This is a genomic window from Paenibacillus mobilis, assembly GCF_058267595.1.
In genome coordinates, this window is sequence record NZ_JBZCMS010000007.1 from 177,890 (window position 1) to 204,786 (window position 26,897).

18 protein-coding genes and 1 riboswitch are annotated in these 26,897 nt (G+C 55.1%); all 18 genes read left to right on the forward strand.

Annotated features, from left to right (window positions below):
• Positions 1-100 precede the first annotated feature (100 nt).
• The 18 genes from spoIIR to wecB all read left to right on the forward strand — a co-directional run bounded on the left by spoIIR (position 101) and on the right by wecB (position 26,768).
• Complete coding sequence (gene spoIIR / locus AC3ZPD_RS14765) at positions 101-820, forward strand: stage II sporulation protein R (protein WP_490985038.1); 720 nt, start codon at positions 101-103, stop codon at positions 818-820.
• A 140-nt stretch (positions 821-960) separates the two neighbouring features.
• On the forward strand, positions 961-2,193 hold the full coding sequence (locus AC3ZPD_RS14770) for an L-threonylcarbamoyladenylate synthase (RefSeq protein WP_490985039.1): 1,233 nt from the start codon (positions 961-963) through the stop codon (positions 2,191-2,193).
• Between the two features lie 103 nt (positions 2,194-2,296).
• Complete coding sequence (locus tag AC3ZPD_RS14775) at positions 2,297-3,145, forward strand: DUF72 domain-containing protein (RefSeq protein WP_490985040.1); 849 nt, start codon at positions 2,297-2,299, stop codon at positions 3,143-3,145.
• 93 nt (positions 3,146-3,238) lie between these two features.
• Entirely contained in the window at positions 3,239-3,799 is a 561-nt protein-coding gene (locus tag AC3ZPD_RS14780) for a manganese efflux pump MntP (protein ID WP_490985041.1), read from the forward strand.
• A gap of 69 nt (positions 3,800-3,868) precedes the next feature.
• Positions 3,869-4,459, forward strand: coding sequence for a low molecular weight protein arginine phosphatase (locus AC3ZPD_RS14785; protein WP_490985042.1), 591 nt, complete (start codon positions 3,869-3,871; stop codon positions 4,457-4,459).
• 163 nt (positions 4,460-4,622) lie between these two features.
• A riboswitch (ZMP/ZTP riboswitch) is annotated at positions 4,623-4,705 on the forward strand.
• Between the two features lie 226 nt (positions 4,706-4,931).
• Entirely contained in the window at positions 4,932-5,519 is a 588-nt protein-coding gene (locus tag AC3ZPD_RS14790) for a TIGR01440 family protein (protein ID WP_490985043.1), read from the forward strand.
• A 68-nt stretch (positions 5,520-5,587) separates the two neighbouring features.
• Complete coding sequence (gene glyA, locus AC3ZPD_RS14795; protein ID WP_490985044.1) at positions 5,588-6,838, forward strand: serine hydroxymethyltransferase; 1,251 nt, start codon at positions 5,588-5,590, stop codon at positions 6,836-6,838.
• Positions 6,839-7,125: 287 nt separating this feature from the next.
• Positions 7,126-8,058, forward strand: a complete 933-nt coding sequence (locus AC3ZPD_RS14800; protein WP_490985045.1) for an ABC transporter permease — start codon at positions 7,126-7,128, stop codon at positions 8,056-8,058.
• A 24-nt stretch (positions 8,059-8,082) separates the two neighbouring features.
• Positions 8,083-8,961 carry a carbohydrate ABC transporter permease gene (locus AC3ZPD_RS14805; protein WP_490985046.1) on the forward strand — a complete coding sequence of 293 codons (879 nt, stop codon included), beginning with the start codon at positions 8,083-8,085 and terminating at the stop codon, positions 8,959-8,961.
• A gap of 115 nt (positions 8,962-9,076) precedes the next feature.
• Complete coding sequence (locus tag AC3ZPD_RS14810; protein ID WP_490985047.1) at positions 9,077-10,834, forward strand: type 2 periplasmic-binding domain-containing protein; 1,758 nt, start codon at positions 9,077-9,079, stop codon at positions 10,832-10,834.
• A gap of 173 nt (positions 10,835-11,007) precedes the next feature.
• Positions 11,008-12,627 carry a response regulator transcription factor gene (locus AC3ZPD_RS14815; RefSeq protein WP_490985048.1) on the forward strand — a complete coding sequence of 540 codons (1,620 nt, stop codon included), beginning with the start codon at positions 11,008-11,010 and terminating at the stop codon, positions 12,625-12,627.
• Entirely contained in the window at positions 12,614-14,446 is a 1,833-nt protein-coding gene (locus AC3ZPD_RS14820) for a cache domain-containing sensor histidine kinase (RefSeq protein WP_490985049.1), read from the forward strand. The genes AC3ZPD_RS14815 and AC3ZPD_RS14820 overlap by 14 nt, the downstream gene beginning before the upstream one ends.
• Positions 14,447-14,602: 156 nt before the next feature.
• Positions 14,603-18,190 (forward strand): X2-like carbohydrate binding domain-containing protein, encoded by a 3,588-nt coding sequence (locus AC3ZPD_RS14825; protein ID WP_490985050.1) that lies wholly within the window; start codon positions 14,603-14,605, stop codon positions 18,188-18,190.
• A 115-nt stretch (positions 18,191-18,305) separates the two neighbouring features.
• The gene (locus AC3ZPD_RS14830) at positions 18,306-20,756 is read left to right on the forward strand and encodes a glycoside hydrolase family 95 protein (protein WP_490985051.1); all 2,451 of its coding nucleotides are present in this window, start codon (positions 18,306-18,308) and stop codon (positions 20,754-20,756) included.
• A gap of 122 nt (positions 20,757-20,878) precedes the next feature.
• Positions 20,879-23,383 carry a glycoside hydrolase family 38 N-terminal domain-containing protein gene (locus AC3ZPD_RS14835; protein ID WP_490985052.1) on the forward strand — a complete coding sequence of 835 codons (2,505 nt, stop codon included), beginning with the start codon at positions 20,879-20,881 and terminating at the stop codon, positions 23,381-23,383.
• 82 nt (positions 23,384-23,465) lie between these two features.
• Entirely contained in the window at positions 23,466-24,650 is a 1,185-nt protein-coding gene (locus AC3ZPD_RS14840) for an SGNH/GDSL hydrolase family protein (RefSeq protein WP_490985053.1), read from the forward strand.
• 259 nt (positions 24,651-24,909) lie between these two features.
• Positions 24,910-25,539 carry a uracil phosphoribosyltransferase gene (gene upp / locus AC3ZPD_RS14845; RefSeq protein ID WP_490985054.1) on the forward strand — a complete coding sequence of 210 codons (630 nt, stop codon included), beginning with the start codon at positions 24,910-24,912 and terminating at the stop codon, positions 25,537-25,539.
• 56 nt (positions 25,540-25,595) lie between these two features.
• Positions 25,596-26,768 carry a non-hydrolyzing UDP-N-acetylglucosamine 2-epimerase gene (wecB, locus tag AC3ZPD_RS14850; RefSeq protein ID WP_490985055.1) on the forward strand — a complete coding sequence of 391 codons (1,173 nt, stop codon included), beginning with the start codon at positions 25,596-25,598 and terminating at the stop codon, positions 26,766-26,768.
• Positions 26,769-26,897: the final 129 nt, after the last annotated feature.

Consider the following 26,897-nt stretch of genomic DNA (forward strand, 5'->3'; position numbering starts at 1 on the left):
TTTACCGAACCCAGTGAAAAAATAGAGTTGATAGGTTTATAGATTTGAAATCCGGACATACTGGCTGATAGAAAAGAGATCAGCGAGGAGGACGGTTTCAATGGGGAACGGAATGAGACGCGGCGGCAGAGGGAATAAGCCAAAAACGACGATGCTTCTGATATTCAGCTTGTTCATTTTGCTGATGTCCTGGGAAAATCAGAAGACGGACGCGGCGGCGGTACAAACCGAAATTCCCCAGGAATCGATCCGGCTGCGGATCCTGGCAGATTCGGACAACCCGGAAGACCAGCTGGTCAAACGGAAAGTGCGCGATGCGGTCGTGCAGCAAATAGACGGCTGGGTGCAGGCGCTGGATAACCCGCAAAGCCTGGAGCAGGCCCGGGCGACCATCCGGGAGCATCTGCCGGAGATTGAAAGTCAGGTAGCGGCCACGCTGAAGGCGAACGGAGAAAGCTATGGCTACAAGGCCGAGCTGGGCATCGTGCCTTTTCCGGCCAAATTGTATGGCGGCGAGGTTTATCCCGCCGGGAACTACGAAGCGCTGCGCATAACGCTTGGATCGGGACAAGGCCAAAATTGGTGGTGCGTATTATTCCCGCCCCTTTGTTTTATCGACAGCGGCAGCGGGGACGCGTTAGCCCAAAACAGCGGAACGCAAACGGCTTCGGCTGCGGCACCGGCGGATTCGAAAGCCGGAAATCCGGACAGCCAGGGAGCCGGGCAGGATAACGGACAGGCGCAGCCGCCGGAGGTACGTTTCTTTTTATGGGATATGCTGCAGGATTTTTGGGGTTGGGTAACCGGATTTTTTGCTTGAGCATAATAAAAAGAGGACAAAGCGGCTGCCCGGGCGGGCGGCCCTTTTGCCGCGGATTTACGGATATTCCGCCAGGGGCTACAATAGAAGGTAAAACGTCGAGGATGTTCCTATTAAATAAAGAAAGAATGAGCTGACTGATGACTAACAATGATCAACAAAATCCCCTCTACTCGGGGGTTTCAGAAGAAGGTTTTCCTGCGAAAACCAAGGGATTGCCTGAGCGTTCCACCCGGTATTGGGACGTCCGGAGTTTGCTGAAAAAGGCCGAGCCGGGCTTGCAGACGGAGGCCGAAGAAAACGGACCGGGCGGTTCCGGGGAGAGACGGATTGAGGCGGTCGGCCCGGCTGAAGCGGCGATTGCGGAAGCCGCTTCCGTGCTGGCCGCCGGAGGAACGGTGGCGTTCCCGACGGAAACGGTATACGGACTTGGCGCGGATGCCCGTTCCACGGAAGCGGTGGAACGGATTTTCGCCGCCAAGGGGCGTCCGTCCGACAACCCGCTCATCGTGCATATTGCCGATGAAAGCCAGCTTGCGGAGCTGGTGACGGACGTGCCGGAGACCGCCAGAAAGCTGATGGCGGCTTTTTGGCCCGGGCCGCTCACGATCGTGCTGCCCGTGCGCGAAGGCGCCGTCAGTCCGAAGGTGACGGCGGGCTTGTCCACCGTGGGCGTGCGCATGCCCGCCCACGAAATCGCGCTGCGGCTGATCGCCGCAGCGGGCTGCCCGGTGGCGGCGCCTAGCGCCAACCGGTCGGGCCGCCCGAGCCCCACGCTGGCCAGCCACGTGGGCGAGGACCTCGCCAGCGCCATCGACGGCATTGTTGACGGCGGGCCCACCGGGGTGGGCCTGGAGTCAACGGTGGTCGAATGCGGCGCAGGCGGCGAAGTGACCGTGCTCCGCCCCGGCGGGATCACGGCCGAAGCGCTCGCCGCGGTGGCGGCGAGCGTCGCGCTTGACCCCGCCCTGCAGGGCGGCGGGGAAGCCCATGTCCCGGCGCAGCCGCGCTCGCCGGGCATGAAGTACACGCACTACGCCCCGAAAGGGCGGCTATGCGTGGTCAAAGGCGCCGCGCCTTCGGTCGCGGCCCGCATCCAGGCGGAGCTGGATGCCGCCGCCGCGCGCGGCGAACGCACCGGGGTGCTCGCGTTTGACGAGCACCTGCAGCTGTACCGGGCTGACGCGGTACAGTCGCTCGGCAGCCTCGCCGAGCTGTCCGAAGCGGCGCACCGGCTTTACGCCGCGCTGCGCCGCTTCGACGAGGAAGGCGTCGGCTTTATGCTGGCCGAAGCCTGCCCGGAGGAGGGCCTCGGCGCGGCCGTGATGAACCGCCTGCTTAAGGCGGCGGGCCATGAGGTTATATACGTGTAAGGCGCCTTTCAAGGCGATAAACAACCTTTTTTCTTCAAATTCATGTACTTTCAAATTCATGTACACTGTAATTCGCAAAACCTGTAAACGGGAGGGAATCTCCATGATCCGAATCGGGCTAGGCGGCTGGGGGGATCATGATCTCCTTTATCCTCCCAAAACACCGGCCAACCAAAAGCTGGCGGTTTATGCCCGTCATTTTCCGGTAGTCGAGGTCGACAGCTCTTTTTATGCCGTGCTGGGGGAAGCTACGTACCAGCGCTGGGTGGAACAGACGCCGGCTTCCTTTGCCTTTATTCTTAAAGCTTACCAAGGGATGACGGGTCATTCCCGGGGAGAGATCCCTTTTACCGACGCCGGGGAGATGTACGACGCTTATCTGAACTCCATCCGGCCTGTCGTCGAATCCGGCAAGCTAAAAGCCGTTATGTTTCAGTTTCCGCCCTGGTTCGACTGCAGCCCTGAGCATGTCCGCCAGCTGCGGGCCGTTAAGAAACGTATGGAGGGGCTTCCGGTCGCTCTGGAGTTCCGGCACCAAAGCTGGTTTTCAGCCGATTTTAAAGAGCGAACCCTGGATTTCATGCGGGAGGAGGGCTGGATCCACATCGTCTGCGACGAACCGCAGGCGGGGGAGGGCTCCGTGCCTACGGTGCTTGAGCCTACGACTCCCGAGCTTACCATCGTCCGCATGCACGGCCGGAATACGTCCGCCTGGAACCAAAGCGGGGCGCCGAATTGGCGCGAGGTCCGCTATTTGTATCATTACAGCCGGGACGAACTGGCCGAATGGGTCGGAAAGCTGGAGGAGCTGAAGGAGAGAGGAGCCCGCGACATCTGCATGATTTTTAATAATAACTCAGGCGGGGATGCCGCTCCCAACGGGAGGTCCATGATGGAACTGCTGGGCCAGCAGGCGGCTGAGCTGCCGCCGGAGCAAATGGATTTATTTTGAGGCCCGGGTAATGGAACAGCCGGCATGTCATGATTGGTCCCTTGTCCGCATATGGTTGTACAAACCCTATTGCAGACTTGGAGGCGTGCGCGCATGGATTACGCTACTGCTCACTTCGGGCAGCTCGCAACAATTATAGTAATGGCCGTAGCTCTAGGCATGGATGCATTCTCCCTCAGTGTGGGTATCGGCATGAAGGGCGTGCGCCGCTTCGATGCGGCGAGAATCAGCGGGCTGATCGCGGTGTTCCATATTTTGATGCCGCTTCTGGGGATGTTTACCGGCTTATACGTAGGGCATCTGCTCGGGGCCATAGCGCGTTATTTTTCCGGCGGATTGCTTGTCCTGCTCGGCGCTCATATGGCTTGGGCCTCCTTGCGGGAAGAAGGGGCCAGACCTATCGACCATACCCGGTTTTTGGGCGTGATGCTGTTTGCGTTCAGCGTCAGCGTGGACTCTTTTTCGGTCGGGGTTTCGCTGGGCATGTTCCACAGCAGCCTGCTGGCTACCGTGCTTGCATTCGGTTTGTTTGGCGGTTTGATGTCCGTCATAGGACTCTGGCTGGGCAGCCGGGTGGGCAAGAATCTCGGCGATTACGGGGAAGCGCTGGGAGGGGCCATTTTGTTTGCGTTTGGTCTGATGTTTATCTTTTGATACAATGAGATGAAGCAGGAGGGCTTTGCTTTCAGATCCATTATAATTACGGAAAATGGGGGGAGACTTATGCGCATCTTATTTGTTTGCACAGGCAATACATGCCGCAGTCCGATGGCGGAGGGCATGTTCAGACAGATGGCGCTTGAAGCGGGTTTGCCTGTGGAGGTCAAGTCGGCAGGCGTGGCGGCGGTCCCCGGAATGTCCATTTCCAAACACGCGGAGGATGTACTCCGGGAACGTCAGATTACGGACCGTTTAACTTCAACGCCTTTAAGCGAGGAGCTGATCGAATGGGCGGACGTCATTTTAACGTTGACGCAGAGCCATAAACGGCAGCTCATTTACGCCTTTCCGGACGCCGCTTCAAAAACCTTCGTGTTAAAAGAATACGTGGATGACAGGGACGGCGCCGAAGGGGAGCTGCAGGAGCTGGACGGGCTGCTGGCAGAAAGAGCTTTGCAGGCGGCCTTGGGAGGCCGGCTTTCGGAAGGGGATTCCATGCGGATCGCCGAGCTTCAGCGGCGTATCCCTGTTTATGATATATCGGATCCGTTTGGCGGCAGCCGGAAGGATTATGAAGAGACGGCGGCTGAAATTCGCGAGGCTTTGGAGAAACTGCTGGTCAAACTCCAGCACAAGCGGGAGCAGGAAGGGTAACTGTTCCTGATTTCTGATTCTTGGATTTATTCCTGGGCGGTTGTGTTAGTACCCTCAGCCCGGTGCCGTCTTGAGCGCCGTCAAAAGCTTAATAAACATTTAAATTTGCATTTTTCCAAGTTGCATTTCTACCGGGTATGCTATATGCTAATGGCTATAAGAACAGTTCCGGTGTAACTGGCGACGGATGTGGATGAAACCACGGTGGAGCATCGGAATATACGGCCGGTCGCCTGGGCAAGAGCATGACGCACCTTTGTGCGTTCTGCTCTTTTTTCGTTTTTTACCGCCGGTCAATGCCTGTAAGGGGCAAGACTGCGGGCCGTTTCGCATCACGAGGTTTGGCGTAAAGGCAGAAGATCCCGATCGTTTCATGGAAGTTGGTCCGTTCTCATTATATAATGAGTTCAAGAATGGCCCGCGTTAGCGGGGCCGTTAACGGCGAATCCGCCGGAATTTAGGGGGAATCATTGTGGAACCAACCTTTCAGCCGGACCCGTTGGCCGGCCAGGCTGCTGAAGTTTTGAGAGAGCTTGCGGAAACGGCGAAGCTGGGTCCGGGCAAAGTTGTCATCATTGGCACCAGCACCAGCGAAATTGCCGGCGAACGCATCGGTACGGCAGGCGCTCAGCAAATTGCGGCGGAGCTTTACCGCGGCTTTGAACAGGTTCGCTCGGCGTATGGATTTGAGCTGGCTTTCCAGTGCTGCGAGCATTTGAACCGGGCGCTCGTGGTCGAGCGGGTTTTGCTTGAACGGCTGAACCTGACGGAAGTGAGCGCGGTTCCGGTACGCACGGCGGGAGGCTCCATGGCAGCGGAGGCATATCTCCGGTTTGCTGATCCTTGCTTGGCGGAAAGTATCGAAGCCCATGCCGGCCTCGATATCGGCGAAACCCTGATCGGCATGCACCTGCGCAGAGTGGCTGTGCCGCTCCGATTGTCCCGGCGGTACGTCGGACAAGCGAGGGTGAATGCGGCGATGACCCGGCCGAAGCTGATCGGCGGAGAGCGGGCGGTTTACCGGCTGCCTCAAACCGACGGAGAAAAACTTTGCGACTGATTTATGAGATTTGTTTTTCCTTTTAGGAAGTCATTCAATTTTAAATATACGCAGGGAGGATTTTTGGGATGATGGAGTATTTGAGAAAGCAAGATCCGGCGGTGCTGGAAGCAATGAATCTGGAGCTGAAGCGCCAGCGCAACAACATTGAGCTGATCGCCTCCGAGAACATCGTCAGCGAAGCGGTCATGGAAGCCATGGGCTCCGTATTGACCAACAAATACGCGGAAGGTTACCCGGGCAAAAGATACTACGGCGGCTGCGAACACGTGGACATCGTCGAGGATCTGGCCCGCGACCGCGCCAAAGAGTTGTTCGGAGCCGAGCATGCCAACGTGCAGCCGCATTCCGGCGCTCAGGCCAACCTGGCCGTTTACTTGGCAGCCCTGAAACCTGGAGATACCGTGCTTGGCATGAACCTGGCCCATGGCGGTCACCTGACGCACGGCAGCCCGGTTAACGCTTCCGGTTTGCTGTACAACTTCGTCGCTTATGGCGTACAGGAAGATACGTTTACGATCGACTATGAAGAAGTCCGCAAAGCGGCGTTCAAACACCGTCCTCGCCTGATCGTGGCTGGCGCCAGCGCTTATCCGCGCACGATTGATTTTGAAGCTTTCGCCTCCATCGCAAACGATGTCGGCGCTTTGTTTATGGTGGACATGGCTCATATTGCCGGACTTGTTGCCGCAGGCCTTCATCCGAACCCTGTGCCGCACGCTCATTTTGTCACGACGACTACACACAAAACGCTCCGCGGTCCGCGCGGCGGCATGATTTTGTGCAAAAAACCTTGGGCGCAGGCGATCGATAAAGCGATCTTCCCGGGTATCCAAGGCGGTCCTTTGATGCACGTCATCGCCTCCAAAGCGGTTGCTTTGGGCGAAGCGCTGCAGCCTTCTTTCAACACCTATGCAGAAAACGTAGTGAAAAATGCGAAAAAGCTGGCTGAAACGCTGCTTGCAGAAGGTTTGAACCTGGTATCCGGCGGCACGGACAACCATCTGATGCTGATCGACACCCGCAACCTGAACATCACCGGCAAAGAGGCCGAGCATGTGCTCGACTCGATCGGCATCACGGTTAACAAAAATGCGATTCCGTTCGATCCGACCAGCCCGTTCGTCACAAGCGGTATCCGGATCGGTACGCCTGCGGCTACTTCCCGCGGCATGGACGAAGACGCCATGGTCGAAATCGGCCGGATCATTGCCGCAGCTCTGAAAGCGCCGAAAGACGCAGCGGAGTTGGAGAAAGCAAAAGCGCGCGTTACGGCGCTGACCGACCGTTTCCCTCTGTATCCTGAAATGAAATACTAAGGCCTAAGTCCCGGATAGCTTTTGCACCGGACTGAAAGGCCCTTGACCCGCCCGCTCTCCCTTGGGAGCCGGCGGGCCTTTTTGTTTTTCGCCCCCGACTTCCGAACCGGTTAACAAGTGAAAATCACAAGAAACAATAATAAAATCCAACTTTTTCGCAAGCGTTTTCAGATAATAAGGACTTCTCCTAAATTGTCGTTGATTTATCCAAGAAGACATAATTCCCTGCATTCCGCGGGTCTGGGCCCGAATTTATACTGAAGCTATAAAGAAGGAGGAGAGCATACATGTCTTCGCTTACGTTAGCGCAGTCGAGGCGCAAAAACAAAAAGTCGAACAAAAGCGGCTGGTATTTGTTCGCTTTATCGGTTCCTTTTATCATCTGCATGCTTTTGTTCAGCTACTTTCCGGTTTATGGCTGGATTTATGCCTTTTTTGACTACAAACCCGGGATCCCGCTTTCGATGACCCCGTTCGTCGGGCTGGAGAATTTCAAGGAGCTTTTCAGTTCTTCGCCGGACCTGATCAACGCATTGATCAATACCTTAGCCATGAACCTTTTGAACCTGCTGTTTTCCCCGCTGGCCATCCTGTTTGCGATCATGGTGAATGAGGTTAGGTCGGGAAAATATAAAAAATTCGTGCAGACCTTCTCCACGCTGCCGAACTTCATCAGTTGGGTGCTCGTCTATTCCCTGGCGTTTGCCTTTTTCTCCAGCGAAGGCCTGATCAATATGGCGTTCAGCAAGCTGGGTCTCAGCTGGGCGATCGACCCGCTGGGCAATGAGAGCGCCACGTGGATTTTTCAAACGCTGCTGGGCATCTGGAAAACGCTTGGCTGGAACGCGATTATCTATATCGCCGCTATAGCGGGCATTGACTCCGAGCTCTATGATGCCGCGCGGGTGGACGGGGCCAGCCGGCTTCGGACGATCTGGCATATCACGATTCCCGGCGTTATGCCTACCTTCCTTGTGCTTACGCTGCTCAACATCAGCAACATGCTGTCGAGCTCTTTTGACCAATACTTCGTTTTCTACAACCCTCTGGTGGCAAACAAAATCGAAGTGCTGGATTATTACGTATACCGGATGGGGATTATCGTGGGGGATTACCCTTACGCGACGGCTGTCGGCATTTTCAAAACCGTCGTCAGCGTCATCCTGCTGTTCTCCGTCAACCGGTTGTCGAAGCGGCTGCGCGGGGATAGCCTGATTTAAGTAGAAAGCGAAGGAGTGAACGGAATGAGTTTAACGCGCATTCGTGGTTTCGATATTTTGAACTACCTGCTGCTGGCTTTGTTTGTTGTGATCTGCGTGTATCCTTTTTATTACGTGTTTATTTATTCCATCAGCAATCCCGCCAAAGTGGCGCAGGGCATTTTCCTGCTTCCCGCCGGCCTGGACTTTACGACTTATAAAAGCATCCTGCAGCTGCCCTACATCGTGAATTCGTTTTTTGTTTCAGCAGGCAGGACGGTCGTGGGAACCATTCTGACGATCCTCTGCTGCAGCCTGTTCTCCTATCTGCTCAGCAAACAGGAGATGGCGCTGCGCAAGGTGGTGTACCGGCTGCTGGTCGTGACGCTGTATATCAATGCGGGGCTGATTCCTTGGTACATCACGATGAAGATGCTTCATTTGAACAACAACTTTTTGCTTTATGTGCTTCCGAGCGCGGTTTCCGGATATTACGTCATCCTGATGAAGACTTATATCGAACAAATTCCGAAGGCGCTTGAAGAATCCGCAATGATCGACGGGGCCGGGTATATGACCTTGTTCTGGAAGGTGATCTTCCCGCTGTGCAAACCAATCGTAGCTACGGTGGCGATCTTTGCGGCCGTCGGTCAATGGAACAACTGGATGGATAACTATTTTCTCGTGCAGAACCAAAGCCTTAAAACGCTGCAGCTGATCCTGTACGAATATCTGAACTCGGCCAACGCCCTGGCGACGATGGATGCTTCCAGTATTACCCGCAACGCGCAGAACATCGTGCTGACGCCGGAGTCGATCAAAATGTCGACGACGATGATCGTGGCGCTGCCGATTTTGCTGGTCTATCCGTTCCTGCAGCGGTATTTCGTAAAAGGCATCATGCTTGGCGCGGTTAAAGGCTAAAAGCAGCAAGCCGGCCGGCGGAGGAATGAGTTCCGCCGGCCCGGGAAAGAGGTATGTACAGCCCTTGCGGGGCTGTGTATATAATATTTTTGTAAACATAGAGGGGACGTGCAAAATGAAAAAAAGAAAATATTCGATATTTTCGCTGGCGGTTGTCCTGACCAGTCTGTCCTTGGTCATTGCAGGCTGCGGAGGGGGGAATAATGCCGCTTCCAACAATTCATCCACAAATGTAAGCGCATCAAATTCGGGCGACGCTTCCACCGGCGGCAAGGCGCCGATCACGCTGACCATCAGCACCGACCAGCTTTTCTCTTCGGGAGCGCCTGGCATTCAGAAAAATCCGGTGGCGGACGAAATCAAGAAACAAACCGGCGTGACGATGGATATCATCAGCAGCGATCCGGAGAAGATCAAGGTTATGCTCGCCGGCGGCGACCTGCCGGACATTATGATCGTTCCGCCTGAGCAGGGAAGAGCGGCCATGGATGGCAAGCTGGCTATGCCGCTGAACGATTTGCTGGACAAGAAAGGGCAGGACATCCTGAAATACAAATCGGCGCTGGACGTGATCAATAAACGTTTGAACAACACGGACGGGAACTATTATTTCCTGCCGATCAACGTTGTTCCGGACGCCAAGCAATATGTAACCTATTCGCCAAACGTAGCCTGGTACACCCGCTGGGATTTGTACAAGGAAGAAGGTTATCCGGAGCTCAAATCCTTCGATGATATGATTCCGATGATTGCCGACGAACTCAAAAAACACCCGAAAACCGATGAAGGCAAAAAGGTCTACGGCATTTCCGGCTGGACCGATTGGGGCCTCTGGTCTTATCACGTTCCCTTCATTTATGAAGAAGGCTGGACGGAAAATACGAAAAATACCATCACCAAACCGGACGGCTCTTACGTGCACCGCTTTGCGGCGGACGGCCCGCTGTGGAGAGGCGTAGAGTTCTATAACAAGGCCTACCGCGCCGGGATTTTGGATACCGATATGTTTACGCAAAAAATGAGCGACTATGAAGCAAAGCTGAAAGCCGGTCAGCTTCTGTCCATCCATATGGGCTGGGAAATCGACGCCGCCAATGCTTACTTCCGGGCCAAAGGCCAGGACGACAAAGGTTTTGAAGCGCAAGTGGTTGACGGGGCTACCGACCAGGCTTACGGCCTGCAATCCATCGTCGGCGACAACGATCCGTGGATCATTATTACCAAAAGCTGCAAGGATCCGGAACGGGCCATGGAATTCCTGAACTATTTCCGCACTTATGACGGAGCTCGCCTGCTGCTTGACGGCGTGAAGGGCGTTCACTGGGATGTAGAAAATGGCAAACCGGAAATCAAGGATGATGTTATTCAGCAAATGACGACCGATTCAAACTTCGCCGCTAAAACCGGCATCGGCCTGTATGGCAAATTGACAGGCATCGGCGGCAGCGCTATCGTTCCTGATGACGGTGCTTATGTGGATCTGAGAAACTCCGACAAGTTTATCCTGACCAAGCTGACTCCGCTGGATAAAGACTACAGCGAGCATTACGGCGGTAAATTCCCCGGCGATGCATGGGATAATCTTGTGAAACAGGGCAAAGCCAAACCGCTCAGCCCGTCCTTCATTCCGGCCATGCCTGCCCTGCAGCCTCAGGGTACCGACGATTTGGCCAAAAAAGAAAGCAACATCGAGCAGATTCTGATCCGGGAAATTCCAAGAGCAATCATGACGGACAGCGATGAAGCTTTCCAGAAGCAGAAGGACCGGATTATGGGGCTGATCAACAAAGCGGGTTTTGAGGAAGTTGATGCCTACTGGAAATCGTCCTATGAACAAGGCCTGCAAACTTACAAAGAACTTACAAGCAAATAAGGGAACAAGCAAATAAGGGAACAAGCGAATCCGCAAAAGGTTTGGCGCGGATTTAAGGCCAGAGCCGGATACCGGCCCGCTATGCTGCGGGCCGGTATTTTGGCGCTCAATTCGAGACGTCAGAGTGGTATGATGGGAATAGAGTCGAATGGACCGATCAAGGGGGCTGCTGCATGTTTAAAGTGATGATCGTTGAAGATGAACTGCTGGTTCGGGTAGGACTTAGAAACTCAATTCCCTGGCAGGATTTTGAGATGGAGGTTGTCGCCGATGTCTCCAACGGCCGGGAAGCGCTTGAGGTGTACCGGACCGAGAATCTGGATCTGATAGTGACGGACCTGAAAATGCCCGTCATGGACGGCTTGGAGCTGATCACGGCCATCCGGGCGGAAAATTCGGATATCCGGATCCTGATCCTCTCCTGCATCGAGGAGTTCGAATATGCCCGCAAGGCGGCCGGACTGAAGGTTTCGGGGTACATTTTGAAGCTCACCATGTCCTTGGACGAAATGGAGAATGTCCTCCGCGAGGTGCATAAAGAGCTGCTGCAGCGCAAACGGGCCGTGCCGGAGCCTTTAAATCATCCTTTAAACGTGAAGATGCTTAAAGGCAAGCTGATTAAAGACAACATTTTCTACGGGCTCCCTTCGGGCAGCGATTTGGAATCCGCCCTGCGTCAGGTGGATCCCCGCATTGAATCCGGGCGTACGGTCCTTGCGCTCCTGGAGACCAGTCATTATTCGCGCCTTTTAAAGCGCTTTCAGGATGAGCGCGGCGAATTGATTCATTTTACGATCTCCAATATTTTGGACGAAATCGTCAATCCTCACCATGCCGGGGAAGCCTGGCACGACAGTGACAACCGCTACCTGATATTGTTCACCTATCCGGACGGGGGATCGGAGGAGGAGGTCTATGGCCAAATCCGGGATGTTTTTGACAATATTGTCCGGGCCATGAACTCTTATCTGGATATTCCGGTATTTATGGGAGTCAGCCGGGTCCACCGCGGCTGGGGTATGCTGAAGCCGATGTACGACCAGTGCAGCGCCATCCTGCGGAACCGTTTTTTAGCCGACACTTATCTCAAGTTTGCCGCGCAGTGGCGGAGCGAAGATCTGGAGTCTTTGTGGATCCGGAAAATGCTGCAAAGCAGCACGTTGTGGGACGCCATGGGCGGTACCTTTGCCAGGGACCTTCAGCAGGAAATGAGAAGCCGGCTCGGCGAGCCGCCGAGCGGCGAGGAAGCGTGGCGTCAGCTTTTTATAGAATTGATCAACTGGACTTATGTTTACCTGGAGATCCCCAAGGAACATGCCGAGCTGCTGGAGCTTACGGAAGCCGAACGGATCAAGGGCTGCTACACCCTGGAAATGTGTATTCAAGAGTGGGAGAAACATCTGAAGGAAACTTCCAAAATGAAGGACATGGTGCGGACCGTAAGCGTTGAAGTTGAGAAAGCGGTGCGTTTCATCCATCAGAATTACGGAAGGGACATTACGCTGAAAGAGGTATCGGAATACGTCCGGCTCAGCCCCAACTATCTCAGCCTTCTGTTCAAAAAAAGCATCGGGCGGAATCTGACCGAATATTTGACGGAATACCGGATCGAGAAAGCCAAAGACCTGCTGCTGAACACTTCGCTCAAAACCTATGAAATTGCCGAAAACGTCGGCGTGGCGGACAGCGCTTATTTCAGTCGGATTTTTAAAAAGTCCACCGGCGTCTCCCCGCTTGAGTTTCGAAAGAAAAAAGTGCTGAGCAGGGAAGTGGGCGCCTATGAAAATACTTAAGCTGTTTAGCGACCGCAATTTCAACTTCAAGCTGAAAACGCAGCTCACCGCTTCGTTCCTGATTATGATGCTGTTTATCATCGGTTTGTTTTCCCTGTTCATCTACAAAAGCGTCTTATACATTCTGAAAAATCAGTCGGAGGAGCTGCTCGTCAGACAGTTCAGGCAGTCCGAATACAGCATCCAGAACGTCCGGGACCAGATGGAAAAGGTGGCGGAGCTGATGACGATCAACAAGGACCTGCAGAGCTTTGTGGACAACAACCCGCATGCCCAGCCGGCGGACCGGATTACCCAGGCGAACGAGGTCATCAAAACGATGGACGGCATATTGGGGACCTATCCCTACCTTTACAGCATTTCGCTCTACCAGGCGAACGGGGAATCCCTTTCGACTACGGGCAACAGCAGCTGGTACAGCACCGACCGGAAGGAGGCGCCCTTTTATGCATCCAGCCTTTATAAGGACATCACCGAGAAAGGGCTTGGTTTGCTGTGGGAAGGCGCATATGATTCCAGGCTGTTCGAAACGACAGACCGGATTTACGATTTCAGGCCATCGGTTCCGCTGATTACGATGGCCCGCAACGTCAACGTGCTGGGAAGAAGCGACCAGCCCGCGGTACTTGTTTTTAACATTAAACAGACGGATTTCAGCCCGATTTTCAGCGGGGAGTGGAATATGAAGGGGTCTCAATACCTGGTAGATGACCGGGGGAAAACCGTATCCAGCACGGAGCTGAGCTCCATCAACACGATGATCCCGTTTGCCGACCGGATGGACCGGAAGAGTACTTACGGCAGCTTCATGGCGGACAGCAAAGGACAGACCACGCAAATTACCTACTACCGGATCGGCGGAACGGGCTGGACGCTGGTCAATGAAACGCTGGAAACGGAGTTCTTGCGGAACATAGCCATTTTGCGCCAAATCGTCTTCACGATCATGGGCGTCAGTATCGTGCTCGCTTTTATGCTTTCCTCTTACTGGATTTATAGAATTACGCGGCCGCTTACCCATCTTGTCCGGGCCATGAGGGAGATGGAGATGGGGAAGGTGGGCGTAGTGCTGGACGATACCCCACGAACCGAGCTTGGCGTGATCGGCAGAAGATTTAACAACATGTCCCTGAGCATCGAGCAGCTGATCGAGGAAAATAAAAAAATCGAGGAAGGCAGGCGCCAGCTCGAATTGGAAGCTTTGCAGTTCCAGATTAATCCGCATTTTTTGTATAACGCTTTAAATACGATTAAATGGATCGCCATCGTCCGCAAGGAGCCCGGCATCGTTGATGCCATTACGACGCTTGGGAATCTCGTCCGGTCCATTTATAAGGAAAATGCCTTGTTTGTCCCGCTTGAGGCGGAGCTCCAATACTTGCACCACTACCTGAAAATCATGAACACGCGTTACGGCGAAGGCGTAGAGGTGTTGTTCCAGGTGGATGAACGGCTGCTCGGCCACAAGATCATCCGGTTTATTTTGCAGCCGATTGTGGAGAACGCCTTTATGCACGGAATGAGCTCGATCGGCTACAAGGGGCAGATTACGATCAGCGCCGAGGACAAAGAGGGAGATTTGTTCATTAAGGTACATGACAACGGGAAAGGCATGGGTGAGAAGAAAATAGGGGAAATTCAGTCCCTGCTGAAGAAAAACAGCCTTTCTCCTTCCCCGGCAGGCGGTGTCGGCAGTATCGGTTTGTCCAACGTGAACCGCAGAATCAAAATGCAGTACGGGGAACATTACGGACTGACGCTGATCAGCGAAAGCGGGCAGGGGACGACCGTTACGATCCGCATCCCCGCCGCTTTTTGAACCCGGGGCGCCTCTTGCCCTTAGCTTCAAAAGAGGAAGATTGTACTGAAAGTCATAGATAAATCCATAGGTTTTAGCAGAACCCTTCTCTATAATAAGCTTTGATCCAAAATATTGTAAGCGTTTTACCATAAGAGGGAAGGAGATTGAGCGAGTTTGAAAACAAGAATGAAGCAGCTTCGCAATCTGTTCCTGGTTACAATCATTGCCGCCGCGCAGTTTGGTCTGAGCGTTCCGCGAAGCCAGGCAGCACAGACAGCACACACAGCACACACAGCACAGACGACGCAGACGGAAGAACTCGGTCTGGCCCAAAAGCCGCTCATGGGCTGGAGCAGCTACAGCCTCCAGGTTTACAACGAAAACGGGATTGACTGGGTGACGGCGGATCGGGTCAAGGCCCAGTCCGACGCCATGCATGAGAAACTCCAGCCATACGGGTACAAGTACATCAACATCGATGCCGGCTGGAACGGCGGTTTTGACGAATACGGCAGGCCGCAGCCGAAGGAATCCTTGTATCCGAACGGGATTCAGGAGGTCATCGATTATGTGCATCACAACGGCCAAAAAATCGGATTGTACATGATTCCCGGCCTGAGCAAGGAAGTTTACGATGAAAATCTGCCGATCTACGGTACGCCTTATCATGCGCAGGACATCGTTGCCCTGCCGCTGAGAACGGCCGATTATTGGGGCATCAATTATAAAATCGATTTTTCGAAACCCGGGGCGAAAGAGTATATCAAATCCGTCGCCGATCAGTTCGGGGAATGGGGCATCGATTTTCTGAAATTCGACAGCGTTACGCCCGGCTCTGGGATCAATAATACCTCCATCGACGCGCGCGATGACGTAAAGGTTTTGTCGGAGGCGCTGAAGCCTTACAACATCTGGCTTGAGCTATCCTGGGCGCTGGACATCAACTATGCAGACACCTGGAAGAAATACGCCCAAGGCTGGCGGATCGAATGGGACATCGAAAGTTATTCGGGCCCCGGCACAACCTTAACGAAATGGGAGAATATCGCCAGGTTATTCCCGGCTGCCGCCAAGTGGGCCCGTGAAGCCGGTCCCGGCGGCTGGAACGACTTCGATTCGCTTAACGTCGGCAACGGTTCGATGGACGGATTGACGCCGGATGAACGGCAAACGGCCATGACCTTCTGGGCCGTATCGTCGGCGCAGCTCTACCTCGGCAATGATATGACGAATCTGGACAACTACGGACTCGGCCTGCTGACCAATCCGGAGGTCATTGCGGTGAACCAGGCGGGTCATCCCGCGCATCCCGTTTCCATGGATACCGACCAGCAGGTTTGGTATGCCAACAACGGGGACGGCACGTTCAGCGTCGCTTTGTTTAATCTGGCCAATTCGCCCGCTCAAGTGAAAGTGGACTGGAGCGAAATCGGATTAAACGGCAAAGCTTCCGTCCGCGACTTATGGAGCAAAACCGATCTGGGCACCTTTGCGGCCGGGCTGGATAACATCACGCTGGCGCCGCATGCCTCCAGACTATTTAAGGTCACGGCGCTTAACGGCAAAGTGGGCGTCAATGACGACGAATCCGGCGTGAGCTACAGCGGAAGCTGGACGCGGAACGGCGGACAGGAATGGACGGCTGGCAGCCAGGAGGTAGTCATTGATTATACGAATGCTCCAGTTCCGGCTGCTGCGGCGGCAAATGCGGATACAGCCGAATCCGCAGCTGTTGTTCCGGATTTGGACGTCACTTCCGCACCTGCCGGGGACTCCGCCGGTGCCCGGGATACTGTGTCTTCCGGCGATCCGGGGGCCTTGGGCGATTCCAACGCTTTGACGGCTTCTGAGGCAAACCCCACTGTCTCCGAAGCGGTTTATATCAACGACACGGACAGCCGGATTGTGTACGGCAAGGAAGCCGATACCGGCAGCGGCAGCTGGGGTTACAGCTCGGGCAGACCTGCCGAATGGAACGATTATAAAGGCGATGTCCACTACGGAGAACACGGTGAAGTCACGTTCGAATACAGCTTTACCGGTACGGGAATCGAATTCCTGACCGAACAGGACCAATCCGGCGGCGATATTGATGTCTATGTGGACGGGGATTTCAAGGAGACGGTCAGTGCCAACGGAACCCCGCATCTTGGACAGTACTCCGTTTATCGGGTATCCGGTCTTCCGGCCGGTCCTCATACGCTGAAGGGCGTTAAAAAAGGCGGGGATTATCTCATCGTCGACGGCTTCAAAGTGACGACGGACACCCTGCTGGGAACAGCCACTGCAACCTATGATAAAAATGATCCGCAGGATCTCCCGGTCAGCCTGACCCTCGGCAGCGATTCCTTTACAGGCATTTCGAATGGGGGAACCGAGCTGGCGAGGGGGACGGATTATGCCGTTAATGGAGACATGGTGACGCTGCTCAAGTCGTACCTGCAGAAGCAGCAGCCGGGTCAATTGGATTTAATGTTCCACTTTGAGGGGGATGCCACCCAGACCTTAGCGCTGCAGGTCGTGCAGGCGGTGGATAACAGCGGAATCAGTCCTGAGGCCGTCAGCTTTGACAAACGGGCTGCTCTTCAAGCGGATGTGCCGATTGCCCTGCAGTTGAGCGGGAATCAATTAAGCGGCATCTGGAACGGGGACAGCAGCCTTAAAGCGAATGTGGATTACAAGCTGGATGGATCTAACGTGCTCCTCAGCCGGGCTTACCTGTCCACGCTCCCTCAGGGAGTTACGAACCTGACGTTCAAGTTCTCGGCTGGCGCAAGCGCAAGCCTGGCGGTGAGCGTGACTGACTCCTCCATGACCGAACGTTATCAGATCTTGAATGACGACGATCCGGCCATTCATTATTCGGATAACTGGTCCACCAACGGCGGCCGCGGTTTTGGCGACTACATGGACAACGTGCACTACAGTGAAAATAACGGAGAATCCTTCGAATTTACGTTTACGGGCGTCGGCATTCAGTACTTGACCGAACTGGATCCGGCACAAGGAGACGTGGATATTTACCTGGACGGCCAGCGGGTCGATACCGTCAGCACCTATGCGCCTGAACGTGCCGCCCAACAGGTTGTCTACCAGGTAACCGGCCTTTCAAACGGTACCCACACCCTGAAAGGGATCAAGAAGTCGGGCCGCTTTATGCTGGTGGATGCGCTCAAAGTCCAGCTGCCTGACCTGATTGCGCCGACGTCTTTCGTATTTAACAGCAAACCAGGCGCAAGGGCGGATATTGACGTTCAGGTTTTAACCAATGTCGATAATCTGAGCGGTGTCTATAACGGAACGGAGGAACTGGCCAAAGGCAGGGATTACAAGGTAAAAGGAAATACCGTTACCATCCGCAAATCCTACCTGGCGGCTCAAGATACCGCTTCGCTTCGCCTGACCTTCGCTTTCAGAGGGGACTACCGGAATGATGTTCATGTGACGGGAATGGACGGCGATTTTTATGAATACACGTTTAAGGGAACCGGCGTAAGCCTGATTGGACCAACCGGACCGGAACTGGGGAAAATGGCCGTCTACATTGACGGAAAGCTCCAGAAGACGGTCAACGCTTACAGCAGCAAACGTATGACCCAGCAAACCTTGTTCAGCAAATCGGGCCTGCGGTCCGGCTCTCATACCGTAAAGGTGGTGAAGGTATCCGGCCAACGGATGCTGGCTGATAAGCTGGAGTTTAAAGTAGCCCTCGGCGGGGGCCCCTCCTATCCGCATTCCCTTGCCGACGAGGATAGCGAATAAGAATCAACGGCACGATGTTTCAAGTCAAGCATGCCACCAAGCCGGACCGGGGGATTTATGCCCCCCGGTCCGGCTTTCCTGGCGCTTGAAGCGATAAAGGACAGGAGGAGAAGGAATGAAGCTGTTTTATGACACCCCGGCCCGGGTGTGGACCGAAGCCCTGCCAATCGGCAGCGGTCGGCTGGGGGCGATGCTGTATGGCGGCGTAGAAGAAGAACGGTTTTTGCTGAATGAAGATACCCTTTGGTCGGGTTACCCGCAGGACGGCAATAACCACTCTGCCGCAGGACATTTAGCGGAAATGCGAAACCTGGTTCGCGAAGGACGATATACCGAAGCGGACCGGCTGGGCAAAAAAATGATGGGCCGCTACACCCAGTCCTATTTGCCGCTTGGCGGCGTAACCCTCCATTTCGAACATGGGGATGTAGCCGGCAGCTATAAACGGGAATTGGATTTGGCCGAAGGAAAAACCTGCACCGAATATGTCATTGGAAACACGACCTACAAACGCGAAATCTTTGCCTCCGCTTGCCATCAGGTTATTGTCGTGCGCCTTTCGGCCAGCGGCTCGGGCAAGCTTGGTTTTCACGTGACGGCGGACAGTCCTCTGCGAAGCGGAACGCTGGCGGAAGAAGGACATTTTGTCCTCCGGGGAACGGCGCCGGCTTATGTCGCGCCTAATTATTACAATCCGGAGGAGCCGATCCTGTACGAAACGGCTGAAGGTCGGCGGGGCATGGCGTTTGAGGCCAGACTGGCCGTTTCGGATACGGATGGCGACTGCGTGACCGAAGCGGACGGGATCCGGGTCACCGGAGCCAGCCGGGCCACGCTGTTGATAGCTGCGGCGACTTCCTTCGCCGGATTTGACCGGATGCCGGAGGACATGAATCGTCTTTTCCGGGAGACGGCAGAGCGGCTTGAGGCAGCATGCGGTTTAAGCGGCGACGCGCTTTATGCCGCGCACGCTGCGGAATACGGGGAGTTGTTCCGCCGAGTGGAGCTTCGCTTGGGAAAAGGGGGAGGGCGACAGCCGGAATCCGGTGTAGCCCAAACACCCGGCGTAAGCCCGGCAACCTCAACCCGTACAGCCTCTGACTCGTCGCCTATGCCAACGGACAAACGTGTCCAAGCCGGAGGCGCCGACGATAACGGACTGGTGGAGCTCATTTTCCAATATGGCCGCTACCTGCTGATCGGAAGCTCTCGGCCCGGCACTCAGCCGGCCAATCTGCAGGGCATTTGGAACAAGGAAACCCGGCCGCCCTGGAGCAGCAACTGGACGCTGAATATCAACACCCAAATGAATTATTGGCCTGCGGAGAGCTGCGGCCTGCCGGAGCTGCATGAGCCGCTGCTGGATTTCATCGGCCATCTGGCCGTGAACGGCCGGGAAACCGCGCGTCTTCACTACGGGACGGCAGGATGGACGGCGCACCACAATTCGGATGTCTGGGCGCATACTGCTCCAGTGGGCGAGTTTGGCCACGGGGATGCCGGCTGGGCGCTTTGGCCGATGGGCGGCGTATGGCTGTGCCAGCATCTGTGGGAGCATTTCGCATTTGGACGGGATAAAGTCTATTTGCGTGAGCAGGCTTATCCGGTCATGAAGTCGGCCGCTTTGTTTTGTCTGGATTGGCTGTTTGAAGATGAGGAAGGCCGGCTGATTACCGCGCCATCGACTTCGCCCGAGCATAAATTCGTAACGCCTTCCGGCGGCACGGCCGCCGTGAGCGCCGCGTCAACGATGGATCTGACGCTCATTTGGGATCTGTTCACGAACTGCATCGCGGCGATCGGCGAGCTGGGGGAGGATACCGAGTTTCGCTCCGAGCTGGAGGCGGCCCGGTCCCGGCTGTACCCGCTGCAGGTCGGCAAATATGGCCAGCTGCAGGAGTGGTACAAGGATTTTGAGGACGAGGATATCCACCACCGGCACGTTTCACATCTGTTTGGGGTGTATCCGGGAAGGCAGCTGACGGAAAAAACGGCGCCCGAGCTGTTTGCGGCGGCCAGACAATCGCTGGAACGGCGAGGGGACGACGGCACAGGCTGGAGCCTGGGCTGGAAAATCGCGCTTTGGGCGCGCTTCAAGGACGGCAACCGCGCCTGGGCGCTGCTTGACCGCTTCCTGAAGCTGGTCCGGGATGACGAAACGGATAATTACCATCACGGCGGGGTTTACGCCAATTTACTTTGCGCGCATCCGCCGTTCCAGATCGACGGAAACTTTGCGGCAACGGCCGGTATAGCAGAGATGCTGCTTCAGTCGCACGAGGGATTTCTGGAGCTGCTCCCCGCCCTGCCGGACCGCTGGTCCGACGGGTATGTGAGCGGTTTGCGGGCCCGCGGCGGGTTTGAAGTCTCTATTTCCTGGGCGGATGGAAAATGGTCCGAAGCTATAATCCGTTCCCGCTCTGGCGAGCCTTGCGCCGTACTGGCCCCTGCCGCGACCCGGATTATGAAAGACGGCCTGCCGGTGGAAGCAAAGCGGGATGAAGCGGCAGGCGTATGGACCTTTGCAACCCGGAAAGGGGCCAGCTACACGCTGACAGCCGAATGAACGCAAAACCCAAGCCTTACGCCGGGGGAAGCCCAAGCTTGGGAGCGGTACCCCCATCTCCAGCGGAGGCAAAGTTTTTTTGAAGATAGAAATAACGAATTTTCATAGGAGGTTTTTTGGGGATGAGGAAACTGCACCTGCTGAGCAATGCGCATTTAGACCCTTCGTGGCAATGGGAATGGGAGGAGGGAGCGGCCGCGGCCGTTTCCACCTTCAGGGCCGCAGCGGACTTTTGCGAGGAATATGACGGTTATGTTTTTAACCACAATGAGGCGATTTTGTACAAATGGATCGAAGAATATGAACCCCGCCTGTTTGAACGGATTCAAAAGCTGGTCCGCGAAGGGAAATGGAACATCATGGGCGGCTGGTATTTGCAGCCGGACTGCAACATGCCTTCGGGCGAATCTTTTGTCAGGCAGATCCTGATGGGCCGGGTTTATTTCAGCGAGAAATTCGGCGCCCGGCCGACGGCGGCGATCAATTTCGATTCGTTTGGCCATACGCGCGGGCTGGTACAGATCATGGAGAAGGCCGGATACGACTCCTATATCTTCATGCGTCCTGAAAACCGGGTTATCGTACCCGGACAAAATTTTGTCTGGCAGGGATATGCGGGATCCAGCATTATGGCGCATCAAATCTCGGACGGTTATTCCACCCTGCTCGGCAAGGCCCATGAAAAAATCGCGGCCTGGATCGAAAAACATCCCGAAACCGAGACCGGCCTCCTTCTCTGGGGGGTAGGCAACCATGGGGGCGGTCCATCCCGGATCGACCTGGACGCCATCGCCAAGCTGGCTGGAGAATCGAAGGCCAAAGGAATTGACGTGGTCCACTCTACGCCGGAAGATTTTTTTGCCGAATTGAAAGAGCGGGGCGGGCTTCCCGTTTACGATCAGGATCTTAACCCGCGGTTCGTAGGCTGTTATACCTCCATGATCCGCATTAAGCAGAAACACCGGCAGCTTGAAAACGAATTGTTTATGACCGAAAAAATGCTGGCTGCCGCCGATGCCCAAGGCCTGCTTCGCTATCCGAGAGCCGAACTGAACGAGGCCGTAAATGATCTGCTGTACGCCCAGTTCCATGACATTCTGCCAGGGTCTTCGATCCAGGCGGTTGAAGATGCTTCCTTGCGCCTGCTGGAGCACGGACTGGAGATTTTGGCGCGGCTCAGAACCCGGGCGTTTTTTGCGTTGTCCGCCGGACAGTCGAAAGCCAAGCTGAAGGAATACCCGATTCTGGTCTACAATCCGCATCCTTACCCGGTCCGACAGCTTGTGGAATGCGAGTTTATGCTGGAGGATCAGAACTGGGAGGATTATTTCTCCGTGCCGGCTGCTTACCGGGGCGAAGAACGACTGCCGTCCCAAACGGAAAAAGAGCAAAGCAATCTGAATCTGGATTGGCGCAAACGTGTGGTCTTCGAGGCCGAGCTGGCCCCGTCTTCGATGAACCGGTTCGACTGCCGGATCGAGCGGGCGGACAGCAAGCCGGAGCCGCGGCTTAAGCCGCGGGACGGGAAATACGTCTTTGATAACGGCAGGCTGCGGGTGGCCGTCAGCACCTTGACCGGGCTGATCGAAGAATATGCCGTGGACGGCGTATCACTGCTGCGCGGTGGTGCTTTCCGTCCGCTCGTGATGGCGGACAATGAAGATCCGTGGCGGATGGATACCGATTCGTTCAGGGAAGTCATAGGAGCTTTTACACTGATGAACCCGGGACAGGGAACGGACTTCTCCGGAGTCCGCAAAGCCCTGCTGCCTTCGGTGCGCGTCATCGAAGACGGCGAAGTCCGCACGGTGATCGAAGCGGTTCTTCATTATAATCAGTCGTATATTTGCCAAACCTACAAGCTGCCGAAGACCGGAACGGAAATGGAAGTGAACCTGAGGGTTTACTGGAATGAAAAAGATAAAATGCTCAAGCTTTCCGTTCCTACGGTGCTGAGCGGAGGGGATTCCCGTTACCGTGGTCAAACCGCGTTCGGCGTCAGCGAGCTGGCCGCGGACGGCACGGAAGCCGTATCCCAGCGCTGGGTGGCGCTGGAGGGAACCGCCGATGGAGATGAAGCAGGACCGGAGCTTGCGGTGACCTGCATCAATGACGGCGTTTACGGCTCGGATTGCCTGGACGGCGAAATCCGTTTATCCCTGCTGCGGGGAGCAGGCTACTGCGCCCATCCGATCGGCGACAAAACGATTATGCCGCAGGACCGTTTTCTGCCCCGGATCGACCAGGGCGAACGGCAGTACACGTTTTGGCTGAACGGCGGGCCGCGCCGCGAGCGTCTGGAGCAGGTGGACCGGGAGGCGCTGGCGCACGGCGAGCGGCCGTATGCCCTTTCCTTTTTCCCGTCGGGCGAAGGACAGCTTCCCGGAACCTTCATCCGGATCAAAGAGGATGTGGTTCAGCTCAGCGCGTTTAAAAAAGCGGAACAAGCCGATCGTTATATTCTCCGCTTGTTTGAACCTACAGGCACGGCGCGAACCGCGACCGTGGAAATCCCGTCGCTCGGTCTTTCGGCCGGGATCAAGCTGGAGGGTTTTGAAGTCAAAACACTGTCTTTTGACCCCGCGGATCGCACCCTTCGCGAAGCAGAGCTGTGCGAGGGATTGTGATCATAATCTTCTATGAATCTTGGAGCAGACGTTTTCAAGACGAGTCACTTGAATTCATAACGATAGAAAGGGGGAACGGCGTATGAAGGATTTATTGGAGTTGAACGGCGCCCATGCCCGCGTCATCCGGCGTAAAGGCTTGCCGCGGACAGCCCGGAAGATCGCCGGGGGCGATCCGTTTACGGCTGCTTTTCTCGGCGGCTCCATCACCGAAGGAGCAGGCGCATCCGATCCCGATTCAACAAGCTGGCGGGCGTTGACGGAGCATTTTTTACGCGATAAGCTTGGACAACTTAACGGAAGCGCTCCTTCGTTCCGCAGCATAAATGCCGGTGTAGGCGGCACGGATTCTACGCTGGGCGCTTATCGTTTGAAAGAACAGGTGCTGGAGGCGGGCGAAGGTCCGGTTGATCTGCTTTTTGTCGAGTTCAGCGTGAACGACGGGGAGGACCGGGAGGAGTCGCTGAGGGGGATGGAAGGCATTGTCCGGGCCTGCCGCCGGCTGTCGCCGGAGACGGAGTTTTGTTTCGTTTATACGGGCGACGATTCTAATTTGGCTAGCCTTAATCCGTTTAATATTGCGGTGCATGAAGAGGTCTCCGATGCTTACGGAATTCCTTCGGTCAATTTTGCCGCGGGAGTGTACGGTCTAATTGAGAAGGGGGCTGCGGTGTGGACCGAGCTTGCGCCCGACCGCGTCCATCCAAATGATTTGGGTCATTCGCTGTATGCCCGTTTCATGCGTGAGTTCCTGGAAGAGGAGCTGCCGCTGGCTGGAGCGGCTGATCAAGCTTGGCGTGAACCTGATTGGCCTAGTGCGTCCGATTCTTTTTCCGGTCCTTTGATTCAAGGAAACTATGAATTTGCAGACATGCTGCCGGTTTCGGCCGTACAGGGCTCGGGAGCTTTTTTGACCAGAAAACTGCAGCCGGAAGATCCTCTGATGAACTGGAGATACTCTACGGAGCATGTCTATACCGACGAGGCCGGCGCTTCCTTCAATTTTACGGCGCATGGCCGGGGGGCGGGCGTGCTGCTGTTATGCGGTCCGGACACGGGTATGCTTGAATACTCCATCAATGGGGCTTCTTTCACCCGGGTAAATCCCTTTGACGACTGGTGCCTGAAAGCGTACCGTCCTGTGCCCGTCCTGTTTGCTCCTCCGGAGCAGCCGGGTGAAATGAGAATTACGGTGCGCAACTCCGCAAGCAGGGACGACCGCAGTCAGGGGAACGGGCTTCGCGTGTTGAGAGCGCTGATTCATTAATTGTAGAAAAAAGTTACGGACAAACCCGGACGGGAGCGGATCCCCCTCCGGGTTTTCTCCGTGCGAAGCGAAATCCGACAAGCTTTAAAAAGGCTTCCCGGACGATCGGCGAGAAGACCGCCCCTTTTTCCGCAAAACATAACGGCGGCAGGTGAAAACGCGTTCGCCAAGTGATATAATGAACAAGATTTACGGACATGCTTGATTAGGAAACATAATGGCAAGCTGTGAATATTGGGATCTGTACGGAGGGAATATAATGGGAAAATTGATTGTTTGCGACCATCCCCTGATTCAGCACAAGCTGACATTCATCCGCGATATGCGGACCAGCACCAAGGAGTTTCGGGAACTGGTGGATGAAGTAGCCACTCTGATGGCTTATGAAATTACAAGAAATCTGCCGCTTGAAACGATTACGGTACAGACGCCTGTAGCGGAAACGCAAACCCAGGTGATTTCCGGACGGATGCTCGGGCTGGTTCCGATTTTGCGGGCGGGGCTTGGCATGGTGGACGGCGTATTAAAACTGATCCCTGGCGCAAAGGTGGGCCATGTGGGTCTGTTCCGGGATCCGGAGACGCTGCAGCCGGTTGAATATTATACCAAGCTGCCTACGGACGTGCAGGAACGCGAGCTGATCGTTATCGACCCTATGCTGGCAACGGGCGGTTCGGCGATTGCGGCTCTCGACGTGCTGAAGAAACGCGGCTGCACCCAAATCAAAATGATGAACCTGATTGCGGCCCCTGAAGGCGTAAAAGCCGTGCAGGACGCGCATCCGGACGTGGATATTTATGTGGCTGCCCTGGACAGCCATCTCGATGATCACGGTTATATCATTCCGGGGCTTGGCGATGCCGGAGACCGTCTATACGGCACCAAATAGCCCTCATCGGCTGGTGACACCTGCAATCATGAGAGAAACGGAAACGGGGGATAAGAGTGTCTAAGATTAAAGTAATGACGATTTTTGGCGTTAGACCGGAGGCCATCAAGATGGCTCCGCTGATTCTTGAACTGGAGAAACATCCGGAGCATATTGAATCGGTCGTATGCGTAACGGCCCAGCACCGCGAGATGCTGGATCAGGTTCTGGAGGTTTTCAAGATTCAGCCGGATTATGACCTGAACGTCATGAAAGCGCAGCAAAGTCTGAATGAAATTACGATCCGCGTTCTGGAGGGGCTTGAGGGCGTCTTAAAGGAAGCAAAACCGGACATCGTCCTGGTTCACGGGGATACGCTGACCACCTTCCTGGCGAGTTATGCTTCTTTCCTGCAGCAGATCAAAATCGGCCACGTAGAGGCCGGACTCAGAACCTGGAACAAAATGTCCCCGTATCCGGAGGAGATGAACCGCCAGCTGACCGGCGTTTTGGCTGACCTGCATTTTGCGCCGACGGATTGGTCCGCGGGCAATTTGCGCAAAGAGAACAAGTCGGAGTCAAGTATTTACATCACAGGCAATACCGTTACGGATGTGTTTCAATATACGGTAAAAGATGATTATACTCATCCTGTACTCGACTGGGCGGACGGCAAACGCCTGATTCTGATGACGGCGCACCGCCGCGAGTCCCAAGGGGAGCCGCACCGCAACATTTTCCGCGCCGTGAAACGGATTGCCGACGAATTTGAAGATATTGCGATCTGCTACCCCGTGCATCCAAGCCCGGCCGTATCCGGACCGGCGCATGAGATTCTCGGCAACCATCCGCGCATCAAGCTGATTGAACCGCTGGATGTGGTGGATCTGCACAATTTCTACCCGCACACCCACCTGATCCTGACGGATTCGGGCGGCCTGCAGGAAGAAGCGCCATCTTTCGGTGTTCCGGTGCTTGTCCTTCGCGATACGACGGAAAGACCTGAAGGCATTGAAGCGGGTACTCTGGAACTGGTCGGTACGGATGAAGAGAAGGTGTATGAACGGACAAAAGCACTGCTCAGCGATACTGAGACTTATCAGGCCATGAGCCGGGCCGCCAACCCGTACGGAGATGGAAAAGCGTCGAACCGGATTGTCAATGCGATACTTCACCATTTCGGTCTGAAAAGCGAGCGTCCTGAGGAATTTCACAGAAAGTTCACAAATGAAAATGATATGATGTCTTAAGAGAAAAACGTACAGCATACAGTTAAACTGTACGGTTTTCAGGGGTTTACAGAGTTGAAAATGAAAATCGGGTTTCAAAAGCGCTTTCTTGCAGGCTCTGTCGGCTTTCCCGTCAATTGACAAAGTTTA